General features: G+C 72.4%; 11 protein-coding genes and 1 pseudogene. 4 read left to right on the top strand and 8 right to left on the bottom strand.

Annotated features, from left to right (window positions below; translation table 11 throughout):
* Window positions 1-16: 16 nt before the first annotated feature.
* The 4 genes and pseudogenes from FH608_RS12825 to FH608_RS12815 all read right to left on the bottom strand — a co-directional run bounded on the left by FH608_RS12825 (window position 17) and on the right by FH608_RS12815 (window position 3423).
* On the bottom strand, window positions 17-2089 hold the full coding sequence (locus tag FH608_RS12825) for an alpha-galactosidase (RefSeq protein ID WP_139630686.1): 2073 nt from the start codon (window positions 2087-2089) through the stop codon (window positions 17-19).
* Window positions 2090-2214: 125 nt separating this feature from the next.
* On the bottom strand, window positions 2215-2352 hold the full coding sequence (locus FH608_RS52620; protein WP_226899404.1) for a hypothetical protein: 138 nt from the start codon (window positions 2350-2352) through the stop codon (window positions 2215-2217).
* Between the two features lie 116 nt (window positions 2353-2468).
* Window positions 2469-2570 (bottom strand): annotated as a pseudogene (locus FH608_RS53790) (pectate lyase family protein); the annotation flags it as partial.
* A gap of 163 nt (window positions 2571-2733) precedes the next feature.
* Window positions 2734-3423, bottom strand: a complete 690-nt coding sequence (locus tag FH608_RS12815) for a hypothetical protein (protein WP_139630685.1) — start codon at window positions 3421-3423, stop codon at window positions 2734-2736.
* Between the two features lie 140 nt (window positions 3424-3563).
* Between FH608_RS12815 and FH608_RS12810 the strand changes: the two genes are divergently transcribed.
* Both FH608_RS12810 and FH608_RS12805 read left to right on the top strand, forming a co-directional pair.
* Window positions 3564-4154, top strand: a complete 591-nt coding sequence (locus tag FH608_RS12810) for a TetR family transcriptional regulator (RefSeq protein ID WP_226899402.1) — start codon at window positions 3564-3566, stop codon at window positions 4152-4154.
* A gap of 496 nt (window positions 4155-4650) precedes the next feature.
* Window positions 4651-6069 carry an RNB domain-containing ribonuclease gene (locus tag FH608_RS12805; RefSeq protein ID WP_226899400.1) on the top strand — a complete coding sequence of 473 codons (1419 nt, stop codon included), beginning with the start codon at window positions 4651-4653 and terminating at the stop codon, window positions 6067-6069.
* A 184-nt stretch (window positions 6070-6253) separates the two neighbouring features.
* Here the strand turns inward: FH608_RS12805 and FH608_RS51420 are convergent, their stop codons facing one another.
* Window positions 6254-6424 (bottom strand): hypothetical protein, encoded by a 171-nt coding sequence (locus tag FH608_RS51420; RefSeq protein WP_193318377.1) that lies wholly within the window; start codon window positions 6422-6424, stop codon window positions 6254-6256.
* Window positions 6425-7104: 680 nt separating this feature from the next.
* On the opposite strand from FH608_RS51420, the gene FH608_RS12800 reads away from it, so the two are divergent.
* Window positions 7105-7416 carry a hypothetical protein gene (locus FH608_RS12800; protein ID WP_139630683.1) on the top strand — a complete coding sequence of 104 codons (312 nt, stop codon included), beginning with the start codon at window positions 7105-7107 and terminating at the stop codon, window positions 7414-7416.
* A 139-nt stretch (window positions 7417-7555) separates the two neighbouring features.
* On the opposite strand, the gene FH608_RS12795 is transcribed toward FH608_RS12800, so the two are convergent.
* Window positions 7556-9226, bottom strand: a complete 1671-nt coding sequence (locus FH608_RS12795) for an ABC transporter ATP-binding protein (protein ID WP_226899398.1) — start codon at window positions 9224-9226, stop codon at window positions 7556-7558.
* Window positions 9227-9754: 528 nt separating this feature from the next.
* On the opposite strand from FH608_RS12795, the gene FH608_RS12790 reads away from it, so the two are divergent.
* Window positions 9755-9940 carry a hypothetical protein gene (locus FH608_RS12790; protein ID WP_139630681.1) on the top strand — a complete coding sequence of 62 codons (186 nt, stop codon included), beginning with the start codon at window positions 9755-9757 and terminating at the stop codon, window positions 9938-9940.
* Window positions 9941-9964: 24 nt separating this feature from the next.
* Here the strand turns inward: FH608_RS12790 and FH608_RS12785 are convergent, their stop codons facing one another.
* Window positions 9965-12700 (bottom strand): DEAD/DEAH box helicase, encoded by a 2736-nt coding sequence (locus FH608_RS12785; protein WP_139630680.1) that lies wholly within the window; start codon window positions 12698-12700, stop codon window positions 9965-9967.
* An 81-nt stretch (window positions 12701-12781) separates the two neighbouring features.
* Window positions 12782-13666 carry a diacylglycerol/lipid kinase family protein gene (locus FH608_RS12780; protein ID WP_139630679.1) on the bottom strand — a complete coding sequence of 295 codons (885 nt, stop codon included), beginning with the start codon at window positions 13664-13666 and terminating at the stop codon, window positions 12782-12784.
* Between the last annotated feature and the right edge of the window lie 5 nt (window positions 13667-13671).

The raw sequence follows: 13671 nt of genomic DNA, 5'->3' as shown, positions 1-13671 counted from the left end.
GCCGGCTGACGCGCCTTTACACCCGTTCCAGCTCGAAGACGAGCGCCGTCTCCGGCCGCAGCGCCGGGGACGGCAGGCCCAGCTCGCCCAGCACCGCCCCGCTCAGCCGCACCGGCCCGCCGGTCCACTCCGGCAGGTGCGCGGCCCTGGGGAGCGGCCCCGCCACGCGCACCTCGTACACGCCGGCCGGGTCGAGACCGGGCAGCCGCAGCGGAGCGGCCCCGATCGCCACCCGCGAGGTGAGCTGCGCCAGCGCGAACACCGCCCGCTCCGGCAGCACCACGCCGTGCAGCAGCGCCGACGGGTCCGGATGGTCGGCGCGCACCACCCGCCCCGCGTGCAGGACCGGCCGCAGCCGCTTGTGCAGCGCCACCCACTCGGCCAGCTCCGCCAGCTCCTCCTCGCTCGCCGAGGTCAGGTCCCACTCCACGCCCATGTGGCCGAACAGCGCCGTCGCGGCGCGGAAGGCCAGCGGCAGCGACCGCCCGGTGACGTGGTCGTGCGGCGCGCCGACGTGGCTGCCCATCCGCTCCGGCGGCACCAGCAGGCCGGTCCAGCGCTGGATGGCCTGCCGGTCGAGCGCGTCGTTGCTGTCGGAGGTCCACACCCGGTCGGTGCGGGCCAGGATGCCGTGGTCGACGCGCGCGCCGCCCGAGGAGCACGACTCGATCTCCAGGCGCGGGTGGCGGGCGCGCAGCTCGTCCAGCAGCCGGTACGTGGCCAGCGTCTGCGCGTGCACCCCCGGCACCCCGTCGTGCACCGGCTCGGCGATGTCGCGGTTGTGGTCCCACTTGATGTAGTCGAGGGCGTACTCGCCGACCAGGCTGTCCAGCCGCTCCAGCAGGTACGCGTACGCCTCCGGCCGCGCCAGGTCGAGCACCTGCTGGGTGCGCTGCGGCGGAGGCATCCGCTCGGCCCGGCCGAGGATCCAGTCGGGGTGCGCGCGCAGCAGGTCGGAGTCGGGGTTGACCATCTCGGGCTCGAACCACAGGCCGAACTGCATGCCGAGCTTGCGCACGTGCTCGGCGAGAGGGTGCAGGCCGTCGGGCCACACGCCCTCGTCGACGTACCAGTCACCGAGGCCGGCCCGGTCGTGGCGGCGGTGGCGGAACCAGCCGTCGTCCAGCACGAACCGCTCGATCCCGGCCGCCGCCGCCCGGTCGGCCAGCTCCAGCAGCCGGTCGAGGCCGTGGTCGAAGTAGGTGGCCTCCCAGTTGTTCAGCGTGACCGGCCGGACCGGCAGCGGCCGGGCCGCGCGCAGGTGATCGTGCAGGCGGGCGCTCGCCCCGTCCAGGCCACCGCCCGACCAGGTGAAGTACGCCCACGGCGTGCGGTAGCTCTCCCCGTGCGCCAGGACGACCTCGCCCGGCTCCAGCAGCTCCCCCGCCCCCAGCAGCGCCGGCCCCTCGGCCAGCCGCTCCGCGTAGTGCAGGTGATCGCCGCTCCAGCCGGCATGCACCGCCCACACCTCGCCGCCGCGGAACCCGAACCCCGGCGTCCCCGCCACCAGCAGCCCCGTGGCGTCATGCCCGGTGCGGCCGCGCCGGTTCTCCCTGGACCACACGCCCTGCCCGAACGCCCTGCGCTGCGGCACCTTCTCCAGCGCCCAGCGCCCGGTGAAGTCCAGTAGCTCGCCGGCGCGCGCCGGCACCGGCAGCGCGCAGACCAGCCCCTCCACCCGGTACGGCGAGGCGGCGACGTTGGTCAGCGTGTGCCGCATCGTCACCAGGCCACCGGCGTCCATGGCCAGCTCGCACACCAGCTCCAGCCCCGCCCGCGCGTCGGAGGCGGCGACGGTCACCGTGCCGCCCTCGCCGGGCGCGGCCTGCGCGTCCACGCGGTCGCGCGTCCACCGCACCGGCCAGTGCCCGCCTTCCCGGTTCCCTGACAGGCCCGGCCGGCCGTACCAGCTGTCGCCCTGGGCGGGCAGCAGCGGCGGCGCGGGGGTCAGGGACGCCAGCGCGGGCAGCAGACCGGCCCCCTCGGCGGCACCGAGGTCGGCACCGAAGTGGCGCACCCTCGGCAGTCCGGACCCGGAGGTGTCGAGCACGAGGGCGGTCCCCGCGGCGGAAAGGATGAGGGGTGACAAGTCGGGCTCCTCACATAAGCAGGCGCTGCTCGGTACGACGCGAACCTACCGGAACGAGCCGCTTGTCCGGATCACGGGGAGGCCCTCCGGCGCGAACGCCGGAGGGGCCTCAGGAGGGAAGGGCTTCAGACGGAGATCCGGCCCGCGCCGGCGCCTCCCGAGACGATGGAGGGGGTGTCCAGCGAGCAGGAGTACGGGATCGAGGAGACGCTGCCGCCCGTCTCGTCGCTGCCCGAGTTGACGAAGTAGTTGTTGCGCGCCACCAGCGAGCCGGATCGGAGCTGCCCTCACCGAGGTGGAACGGGTCCTCGGTGTTCTCGAAGTAGTTGCCCTCGACCAGCACGCCCGCGTCCTCGGTGGAGGCCACGCCGTAGCTGCCGATGTTGTCGTAGTAGTTGTCGTAGACGTGCACCGGGTTGCCGAAGCGCACGCGCGGGTGGCGCTGGTTGGTGCCGTTGAACCAGTTGTGGTGGTAGGTCACCCGCAGGTGCCCGCGGTCCTCGCCGCCGTCGCCGTCGCTGTGGCCGAGCAGGCCACAACATAGGCAAGCGCTTTCCCACTGTCAACGAGCCCTGAAACTTTCGTGACAGGCGTAGGTGAACCCGCCTCGACGTGTGCTTATTCCGCATCTCGTGTTCGATCGGCTACCCGGACTCGGGAGCATCGCCGAGCACGATGCGCAGGTCCTCACGGGTGGGCGGCTTGGTCCACGTGAGCCCGGGACCACCGGCGGCGATCATCCGCGGCGCCACCTCGTGCAGCAACGTCTGCACCGACGCGTCAGACCGCTTGTCGCGGGCCTCCCGATAGAGGTCGAACAGCCGGGCCAGGTCCAGCATCATCGTGTTGGTCCCCCGTACGGTCAGCTGCAACGCTCCAACCGCCTCGTCGGCCGACCAGGCGCCCTCCGCGCCGATCACCTCGCGCACCGCCTCGGCGAAGCGCGCCGGCTCCATCTCGCCGTCCGGCCAGTCCGCGCGCAGGTGCAGCACCCCCGGCCGCTCCGCCGCCGCCAGCTGCGCGACCAGCGCGGCCACCGTCCCCTGCGGGTCGTGCAGCGCCGCCTCGCCCCTGGCCGCGAAGGCGTCGGCCAGCAGGTGCAGGGAGACCAGCCGGGGCGGCTCGTACGTCGTGAGCACCCCGCGCCGCACCCCCGCCCGCAGCGGGTAGGCCCGTAAGCCCTCCACGAACGCCGGCTCCAGCTCCGGTGCCAGCCCCAACTCCACATCCATCTCGAACGGGTCGCCACTCTCACCCGCGGCCTGGTCCCGGCGGATCCACCAGAGCACGGCGCCCACGACGATGGCCCCCACCGCCGCGAATGCGATCAACACGATGTCGTCTGCTTTCCCCTCGTATCTGACAGAGGTAGCAGCGTAGTGAAACTGATCGTTTTTAGCCGCATTTATCGGGACATGGCGGCATATGAAACGCGGTATCTCACATACTCGGGGCGGCTGACAGAATGGGAAAGGTGACAGATGGCATCCTGACGGCGGACCAGATCCTCACGGCGGCCCAGGAGGTGCTGCGCCGCTACGGTCCCGCCAAGGCGACGGTCGTCGACGTCGCGCGGGCGCTCGGCGTCAGCCACGGCAGCGTCTACCGGCACTTCCCCAGCAAGGCGGCCCTGCGCGAGGCCGTCACCCAGCGCTGGCTGGACGAGTCGCAGGCCGAACTGGACGCCGTCCTGGCCTCCGGCGCCCCTGCCCCCGCGCAGTTGCGGGAATGGCTGGCCGCGCTGTTCCGCGCCAAGCGCAAGAAGGCGCTCGGCGACCCCGAACTCTTCGCCACCTACACCGCGCTGGTCAACGAGTCGAGCACGGTCGTCGAGCGGCACATCGCCCACCTGGTCGCCCAGATCCGGCAGATCGTGGACGCGGGTCTCGCGGCAGGCGAGTTCACCACTCCCGACCCGGCCGCCACGGCCCGCGCCGTGCTCGACGCCTCCACGCGCTTCCACAACCCCGCCCACGCCGCCGACTGGAGCCGCCCGGGCATCGAGGCCGACTTCACCGCCCTGTGCGACCTCATCCTGCGCGGCCTGTCCAGCGCGCCGTCATAAGCGATCCCTGACCTTCGCGAGAGGACAGGGCCCGGCGACGGCCCCACCTGCACGGGGACTCCAGCGCGCCCCCGCGAACCGGCCCACCGACACGAGCAGCGGCCCACCCCGCCACGCGAAGCGACCTCACCTGCACGAGCCAATCCGTGTCACTCTTGCGAACCGGCCCCACCCTGAGCGACGAATTCAGGCCGCCCTCACGAACCGGCCGGACCTTCGGCGGCTGCCTGTCCGGCTCACCACGACGAGGCGGTCTCGCCATCGCCGGGCGGCCTCGCCCCGCCGGGCGACCTCACCGGGCAGCCTCACCCCGCCGAGCAGCCTCGCCTCGCCGGACAGCCTCCCCCGCAGAGCCGCCTCTTCCCGCAGGGCTGCCTCGCCTCGCGGGGTGGCGTGACGCTCGGGGTGCCCGCTCGTCCGGCGAGGTCACCGGCGCGTCCGCCTCGATGACCGAGCCAGGTCGGAGGTGATCGCCCGCCCCGGTAGGTTGTCAGGCGTGGTGATCCAGGTTCCCGATCAGATACCTCCGAAGCTGGAGGACGGTTTCGAGCGCGTCAGGCGGGAGGTCGGCCTGCCGGACGGCTTCCCCCGCGCCGTGCTCGACGAGGCCACGTGGGTGGCGCGGGTGCCGCGGCTCGACGCCGAGGACCTGTCCGACGTGCCGTTCGTCACGATCGACCCGCCCGGCTCGATGGACCTCGACCAGGCCGTGCATCTGGAGCGGCTGCGCGCCGGCTACCGCGTCTGGTACGCGATCGCCGACGTCGGCGCCTTCGTCAGGCCGGGCGGCGTCATCGACACCGAGGCCCGCGCCAGGGGCGAGACCGTCTACCTGCCGGCGGGCACGGTGCCGCTGCATCCCCGCGTCCTGTCGGAGGGCGCGGCCAGCCTGCTGCCCGGCGCGCTGCGGCCGGCCGCGGTGTGGCGGATCGACCTCGACGCCGACGGCCGCACGGTCGGTGCCGACGTGCGACGCGCGATGGTGCGCAGCCGCGAGCGCCTCGACTACGCCTACGTGCAGGCGGCGGTCGACACGGGCACCGCCGACGGCGTCCTGGGGCTGCTGGCCGAGATCGGCCGCCTGCGGCTGGCGCTCGAGCGCGAGCGCGGAGGCGTCACCCTGCCCACGCCCGAGCAGGAGGTGGTCGCCGGGGACGGCGGCTACCGGCTGGAGTTCCGCCTGCCGCTGCCCGCCGAGGCGTGGAACGCGCAGCTGTCGCTGCTGACCGGCATGGCCGCCGCCACGATGATGCTCGACGCCGAGATCGGCCTGCTGCGGGTGCTGCCCCGCCCGCACGCCGACGACCTGGCGAAGGTGCGGCGGGTGGCGCGGGCGCTGGACGTGCCGTGGCCCGACGGCGCCTCCTACGGCGCCGTGGTGCACGACCTGGATCCGAAGGTCGCGCGGCAGGCGGCGTTCCTGCACGAGTCGAAGGTGCTGCTGCGCGGCGCTGGCTACGTGGGCTTCGACGGGGAGCCTCCCCGGCTGGCCGAGCACGCCGCCGTGGCCGCGCCGTACGCGCACGTCACCGCGCCGCTGCGGCGCCTGGCCGACCGGTACGCGACGGAGGTGTGCCTCGCGGTGGCGGCCGGGGAGCCGGTGCCGTACGACGTGCGGGCGGCGCTCGCCGACCTGCCCGGCATCATGGCGGCGACGGGGCGGCGGGCCGGGGCGGCGGAGCGGGCGTGCGTGGACCTGGTGGAGGCGTTCGTGCTGCGGGAGCGGATCGGGCAGGCGTTCGAGGCGGTGGTGATCGACGTGGACGAGCGGCGCGGGGACGGGCAGGTGCAGCTGGCCGACCCGGCGGTGATCGCCCGCTGCGACGGCCCGCTCGTCCTGGGCGAGCAGGTCACGGTACGCCTGACGCGCGCCGACCCGGCCACCCGCGAGGTGCGCTTCGCACCGGCGACCTGACGCCATCGGCCGGCTGAGCGAGCACGGGAAGCCAGGCGATCTCAGGGAGCCAACGCGGACGCGGAAGCCAGGGCGGGCGCAGGGAGCCAGGGCGGGCACAGGGAGCCGGGCGAGCGCGGGAGACCAGGGCGAGCATGGCGAAGCCGCGCGCGGACGCCCCCGCGCGCGGCTTGCCGGCCGGGCATCACCTCTTCAGCGGGGTCCATCCCGCGCCCACACCCATCAGGTGCAGCGCGACGCAGAGCAGCCCGGCGGTGCCGAGCGTGGTGACCGTGAGCACGCTGCCGACGGCGACGCCGGCGATCTCGAAGATGAGCGCGAGCACGAACAGCAGGGCGGCGATGAGGGCGAACATGGGCTACCTCCGAACGGGGCCGGCCCGGACGCCGGTCATCCGAGGGGACTGGCCTCGGCGGGTGCGTCCGAGGATGTCTGTGACATCGGGATTTCCACCACGATCGCCTGAAAAACTGCCCCGAAGGTGACGTTGTGTGAGCGTGCGACAACGCGACCTTGACCGCCCGGTCAGTTCCGTCCCGACGGTAAAGGGCGGACGGTGGATGCGGTCATGCCCATCACCGGCGGACGGTCCCATGGTCTACCGGCGCATCACCATGGCGAGCCGCCCGGGGCGTGCGAAGGGCGCCATATCGCCCGCGGGGCCTTTTCCACCGGCGATTCCGGCGGCGGCCCGGATGCTTTACCCGTAGCGGGACCGTGGCCCGCGGAGCGGTTCTCGTCCGGGCCCGCCGGTGGAAAACTCTATCGGCCGCCTGGAAGCCGTTTCACTATGGTGACCTGCGCAGATCAGTGATGTCACGCTGAGTGGCCGGACGCCCGACGCGCATTCTTCCGGCGCCTGCAGAGCAATTTCCGGCTGCCGAGACTTTTGCCTGCGGCGGATGACTCCCCCGGCCCGCCTGGCTAGCTTGAGAGTTGTCCCGAGTCCATATCGATCTCTGCTTGTGATTGATATGGCGCTCCCCGAGTCCGGGATATCGCCCCGGAATCCGAAAGGGCAGTAGGTGATCGCACATGATCAGGACCCGTAACCTCTTCGCCGCCTGTGCGATGGCGGCCTCTGCTCTGGCCGTTCCCGCGGTGGCCGCGGCCGCTCCCGCGAGCGCCACTCCCGTAGCCGTGTCGACCAGCACGGACACGTCCTTCCAGATCCCGTGCCGATACACCAGGCATCCCGCTCGGTGCCGCGCCAGGCGAGGCATCGGCAACGAGAACCTCAACCGGAACCGGAACGAGAACCTCAACCGGAACGAGAACATCAACCGGAACCGGAACGAGAACACGAACATCAACCGCAACGAGAACATCAACCGGAACGAGAACTGAGGTCACGATGTCGGTAAGGGCCGTGTTCGAAGGCCATCGACGCGGCCGGCCGACGGCGTGAGCGAAGAGACAAGAAGGGCCGCACCGTGGTCTGGTGCGGCCCTTCTCCACCCGCCGGGGAGGTTCGCCCGCCCCCGGCTCACGTGGCACGGGAGCGGGTGAGCGGGCGCGGGCGTACGACGCGCTTGAGGCGGATGCGGTCCGAGCGGGGCACCGGCGACAGCTCCACCACGCGCGCCCCCTCCGGTATGTGCCGCGGGTCGTGCGTGATCAGCAGTGTGGTCCGCCCGGCCATGAGCCGCCCCAGCGGCTCCATGACCTGCGCGGCCGTGGCGTCGTCCAGCCCGGTCATGGGCTCGTCGAGCACCAGCACCGGCGAGTCCCGCAGGACGGCCCTGGCGATCGCGACGCGCTGGCGCTGCCCGCCGGACAACAGCCGGCCCCGCTGCCCGACCGGCGTGTCGTACCCCTGAGGCAGCGACTTGACGAAGTCGTGCAGGCCCGCCGTCTGAGACGCCCGGATGATCTCCTCCATCGAGGCGCCGGGCCTTCCGTAGGCGATGTTGTCGCGCACCGACCCCGAGAACAGCAGCGTCTCCTGGTGCAGGACCGTGACGTTCTCGCGCAGCGACTCCCGGGTCAGGCCGCGCAGGTCGGCGCCGTCCAGCAGGATGCGGCCCGCGTCCGGGTCGTAGAACCGCAGCAGCAGCTTCACCAGCGTGGACTTGCCGGCCCCGCTGGGCCCGGCGATGACGACCACCTCGCCGGGCGAGGCGGTGAAGGTCACCTCCCGCAGCGCCTGCCGAACCCGGCCCGGGTACGCGAACGTGACCCGGTCGAAGGCGACCAGGCCCCGGCTCCTGCCGGCGGGCACGGCGTCGGCGGCGTCGGTGACGGCCGGCCTGGCCCGCAGGATCTCGATGACCCGGTCGGAGCCCGCGGCGGCCTCGGACACCGTCAGCGCCAGTTCGCCGAGGGCCTGCACCGCCGGGTACAGCAGTGCCAGGTACGCGGCGAAGGCCAGCAGGCCGCCCAGCGTCAGCCGGCCGGCGGCGATCTCCCACGCGCCGAACCCGAGGATGACGATCAGGCAGACGGTCTCGATCACCTGGACGGCGGGGCCGTACAGGCCGGACAGCCACGCCTGGGCCATGTTGGCGCGCAGCCACGTGCTGCCCTCGCCGTGCAGTCGCCGCGACTCGGCCGGCTGGCGGTTGTAGGCCTGTACAAGTGGCTGGTTGGCCAGCCCCTCCTCCAGGACGCTGTTCATGGCGCCGTTGCTGGCCCGCTCCCGCGCCGCCGCGGTCCTGAACCTGGCCGCGAACACCTTGGAGATCACCAGGAACAGCGGGACCAGCGCCATCGTGACGAGCGCGAGGTCCCAGCGGATGAAGAAGGCCGCCCCGGCGAAGAACACCACGCTGGCTGCGGTGGTGAGCGCCTTGACCAGCCCGGACCCGACCAGTTCCTCGATGGCCTCGATGTCGTCGGTCAGCCGGGCCATCAGGTCGCCGAGCCGCCGGTTCTCCGAGAAGTCCGGCGCGAGGGTCTGCAGGTGCGCGTACACGCGGTCGCGCAGGGCGAGCAGGAATCGTTCGGCGCCCAGCGCGGTCACGTACGTGGCCGCGAAGGACGCCACACCGGCCACCACGGCGAGGCCGAGCCAGGCGGACGCCGGCACCCAGAACGCGCCGAGCCGCCGGGTGGCGAGCACCTCGTCGGTGATGTGGCCGAACAGGCGGATCGCGGCGACCTCGCAGAGCGCGGCCAGGATCGCGAAGACGACTCCGGCCGCGAACAGGCGGCGCAATCCGCGAGTGTCCGGCCAGAACTCGCGAAATGTCCGGCGAATGGAAATCGCCGGCGCGAGTTCGCGGCCGGAGACGGTCAACGAGAGCCGGCGGCTGTGCCGCCGGCTCTCGCGGGTGTCATCGACCACCCTCACCTAGCACCCCCACCACCGGCGGCGGCAGCAAGCCCACCTGCGGCGGAAGCAGCGCCTACGACGGCGGCAGCCTCCCCAGCCGTGCCGGAAGTCGGTACGCATGAACTGTGTGCTAGCCATGATTCCTCCCCCGTTTGGTGACTTGCACAAATCGCACGTTAGCACTCGAATTGCGGCAAATCAGCAGAATTCGCCAATTTAAAAGAGACTTGACCGGCAAATCCAGAAGACAACGGCGATTGCGCGCAAGCGTTAAATCACTTGTAAACGAACACAACCGCCGATCCAGGTCAGAGGACCACCAAAGATGCTTCTGAGAACTGGTTCTAAGGTGCAGGTCACCCGATACTTTGGTCCGATGGATCGGCCGCCCGCCGCCGCCACCATGGGGGCATGGCTCTCATCGGCGTACTTCTCATGATCCAGGGCTTCGGCGGCCTCGTCGCCGAGCACGTCTTCGACCGCGGTTTCGGCCTGCTGCACCTGGTGCTCGACGGCACGGCGCTGACCGCCGCGAGCGCGGCGGTCGGCCTGGCGGGCCTGGCGCTGACGATCGCCGGCGGCCGCCAGGAATCCTAGGACGGCCGCGTCAGCCGGTGGCCGTCACGTCAGCGAGGAGTAGGCCACCACGCCGCGCCGCATCGCGTCGATCGCCTTGCCCGCCGTCTGCTTGATGGCGCTGCCGTCGGGGGCCGCGTTGCCGAGCTGCCCGAGCAGGTCCATCAGCTGCTTGATCCACCGCACGAAGTCGCCGGCGGCCAGCTCGTTGCCGTTGACGCCGTCCATGAGCACGGCGTCGAGGCTGTGCCCCTTCGTCCAGCGGAACGCCGCCCAGGCGAACCCCAGATCGGGCTCCCTGATCGTGTCGAGCCCGTGGTCGGACTCGATGCCCTCCAGCTCTCCCCACAGCCGCACCATCGCCGTCAGCGCGTCGCGGGTGCTCCCGGCGGGCACCTTGGGACGGCGCGTGTCGTCGGAGGCCCGCGACTCGAACACCAGCGCCGACACGCACGCCGCCAGCTCGGCCGGGTCGAGCTCCTCCCACAGGCCCTGGCGCAGGCACTCGGCGGTCAGCAGGTCGAGCTCGGTGTAGAGGCGGCCCAGGCGGCGGCCCTCGTCGGTGACGGCCTCGCCGTCGAGGTAGCCGAGCTGCTCCAGCACCGAGCAGATGCGGTCGAACGTCCGCGAGATGACGTGGGAGCGCCCCTCGACGCGGCGGCGCAGCCCCTCCGTCTCGCGCAGCAGCTTGTAGTAGCGCTCGGCCCAGCGGGCGTGGTCTTCCCGCTCGTCGCAGCCGTGGCACGGGTGCTGTCTGATGCGCCGGCGCAGGTCGTTGACCTCGTCGTCCTCCACCATGTGGTCGCGCGCCCTGACCGGCTTGCCCAGGTCACGGTCGCCGATCTTGGCGAGCAGCGTGGAGACGAGGTTGGCGCGTTCCTTGGGCGAGCGGCCGTTGAAGTTCTTCGGGATGCGCAGCTTCTCCAGCGGCTCGACCGGCACGGGGAAGTCGGCCGGGTCGAGCTTCTTGACCTGCTTGCCGATGGTCAGCACGAGCGGGGTCGGCCCGGTGCCGGCGGCCCGGCCGCGCGGGTTGCGGCCCGGGTCGAGCACGATCGCCAGCCCGGCCCGGCGCCCGCCCGGCACCCGGATGACGTCGCCCGGCTGCAGCGCCTCCAGCGACTTGACGGCGGCGGCCCGGCGCGCCGCGCCGCGCTGCTTGGCCAGCTCGGCCTCCCGGTCGGACAGCCGGCGGCGCAGCGCCGCGTACTCGGAGAAGTCGCCCAGGTGGCACGTCATCGCCTCCTGGTAGCCCTCCAGGGCCTCCTCGTGCTTGCGCAGCTGCTTGGCCAGACCCACGACCGCCCGGTCGGCCTGGAACTGCGCGAACGACTCCTCCAGCAGCGTCCTGGCCCGCTCCCGGCCGAACTGGCCGACGAGGTTGACCGCCATGTTGTAGGAGGGCTGGAAGCTGGAGCGCAGCGGGTAGGTGCGCGTGCCGGCCAGGCCCGCCACCGACAGCGGGTCCATGCCGACCTGCCACAGCACCACCGCGTGGCCCTCGACGTCGATCCCCCGCCGCCCGGCCCGCCCGGTGAGCTGGGTGTACTCGCCGGGCGTCAGGTCGGCGTGGGTCTCGCCGTTCCACTTGTCGAGCTTCTCGATCACCACGCTGCGGGCCGGCATGTTGATGCCCAGGGCGAGCGTCTCGGTGGCGAAGACCGCCTTGACCAGCCCGCGCGTGAACAGCTCCTCCACGACCTCCTTGAACGCCGGCAGCATGCCCGCGTGATGGGCGGCCAGCCCCCGCTCCAGGCCGTCACGCCAGTCGAGGAACCCCAGCACCGCCAGGTCCTCGTCCGGCAGGTGCGCGGTGCGCTCGTCCACCAGTTGCCGGATCTCGTGGCGCTCGCGGTCGGAGGTGAGCCGGATCCCGGCGTACAGGCACTGCTGGACGGCCGCGTCGCACCCGGCGCGGGAGAAGATGAACGTGATCGCCGGCAGCAGCCCCTCGGCGTCGAGCTTCTCGATCACCTGCACCCGGTCCGGCGGGCGCGAGCGCTGCGGCCTGCCGTAGCCGCGCCTGCCGCGACCGGCCATCAGCCGCTCGGCGTCGCGCGTCACCCGCATCAGCGTCGGGTTGATGCGCAGCGTCAGGTCGTCGTTGAGGAACATGTCGTAGAGGCGGTTGCCCACCATCATGTGCTGCCACAGCGGCACCGGGCGGTGCTCGTCCACGATCACCGTGGTGTCGCCGCGCACCTCGCCCATCCACTCGCCGAACTCCTCGGCGTTGCTGACCGTCGCCGACAGCGCCACCAGCCGGACCGACTCCGGCAGGTGGATGATCACCTCTTCCCACACCGCTCCGCGGAAGCGGTCGGCGAGGTAGTGGACCTCGTCCATGACCGCGAACCCGAGCCCGGCCAGCGTCGCCGACCCCGCGTACAGCATGTTGCGCAGCACCTCGGTGGTCATCACCACGATGGGGGCCTCGCCGTTGACGCTGTTGTCGCCGGTCAGCAGGCCGACCTTGGCCGTGCCGTACCGCTTGACCAGGTCGTTGTACTTCTGGTTGGACAGCGCCTTGATGGGGGTGGTGTAGAAGCACTTGAGGCCCTGCTCCAGGGCCAGGTGGACGGCGAACTCGCCGACGACCGTCTTGCCCGACCCCGTGGGCGCCGCCACCAGGACGCCGTCGCCGGCCTCCAGGGCGCGGCAGGCGTCCAGCTGGAAGTCGTCCAGCTCGAAGTCGTAGAGACCTCGGAACGATCTCAGCGCGGCCCCGTCGTCCCCGTGTTTCTGACGGAAGGCCGCATAGCGTTCCGCTGGCGTTGTCATACCCGCCAGCCTACCGAAATCGCCATTCCGGTCTGTCCCGCCGTGGCGATCACCCGGCCCGGCGCCTTTACAAAGTAGATCTCAAACGAGGACGCGCAGCGCGCCCGGACGGATCTCGCACCGCACCGGGGCGGGGCCGACGCGCTCGCCGTCGGCGTAGGCGACCACGTCCGGGGCCTCCAGCCGGACGCTGCGGGCCCGCCGCAGCGACACCGCCCGGTGCCCCACGTGCGTGCCCCGGTAGACGCTCGGGAACACCCGCAGGAACTCGGCCTTCGACACCGCGCCCAGCATCATCACGTCCAGCAGCCCGTCGTCGGGTCGCGCGTCCGGGCACACCCGCATGCCGGCGCCGTACGAGCGGGTGTTGCCCACGGCCACCAGCATCGCCTCCCGCTCGACGACCTCGCCGTCCAGCGTCACCCGGAACGGGATGGGCCGGAAGGCGCGCAGCTCCTGCGCCATCGCCACCAGGTAGCGCGCCATGCCGGGCGGCCAGGTGAGCCGGTTGGCCCGCTCGTTGACCCGCGAGTCGAAGCCGCAGCACATCACTCCCGCGAAGAACTCCTCGCGCGGCCCCGCCTCGATCAGGGCGGCGTCGACCGGGCGCGGCCTCATGCGCAGCACCGTGCGGGCGGCGGCGAGCGGGTCGTCGCAGGGCAGGCCCAGCGCGGAGGCGATGTCGTTGCCGGTGCCGGCCGGGACGACGCCGAGCGGCACGCCGGTGCCGGCCACGGCCTGCACGGCCAGGTGCACCAGCCCGTCGCCGCCGAAGGCCACGAGCGCGTCGGGGCGCCCGGCCACGGCCGCGCGGGCGCGTTCGAGCGCGTCGGCCGCGTCGGCGCCGACGATCACCGACAGGTCCGCCCCGCCGGCGCGCAGCCGCCGCGCCACGGGCTCCAGCAGGCGCAGCGTGCGGCCGCCGCGGGCGGCGGGGTTGACGAGCAGGGCGAGTCGAGGGGACACGCCCG

It is taken from the genome of Nonomuraea phyllanthi, assembly GCF_006334985.2.
Taxonomy (GTDB): domain Bacteria; phylum Actinomycetota; class Actinomycetes; order Streptosporangiales; family Streptosporangiaceae; genus Nonomuraea; species Nonomuraea phyllanthi.
Note: the sequence above shows the minus strand (reverse complement) of the source record. Positions and strands in the feature narration are given on the sequence as shown.

Bases quoted from the DNA above. Each gene is read 5' to 3' on its own strand.
- FH608_RS12800 (WP_139630683.1), top strand. From the start codon at position 7,105: ATGATCAGGACCCGTAACCTCTTCGCCGCCTGTGCGATGGCGGCCTCT.
- FH608_RS12785 (WP_139630680.1), bottom strand. From the start codon at position 12,700: ATGACAACGCCAGCGGAACGCTATGCGGCCTTCCGTCAGAAACACGGG.
- FH608_RS51420 (WP_193318377.1), bottom strand. From the start codon at position 6,424: ATGTTCGCCCTCATCGCCGCCCTGCTGTTCGTGCTCGCGCTCATCTTC.
- FH608_RS12790 (WP_139630681.1), top strand. From the start codon at position 9,755: ATGGCTCTCATCGGCGTACTTCTCATGATCCAGGGCTTCGGCGGCCTC.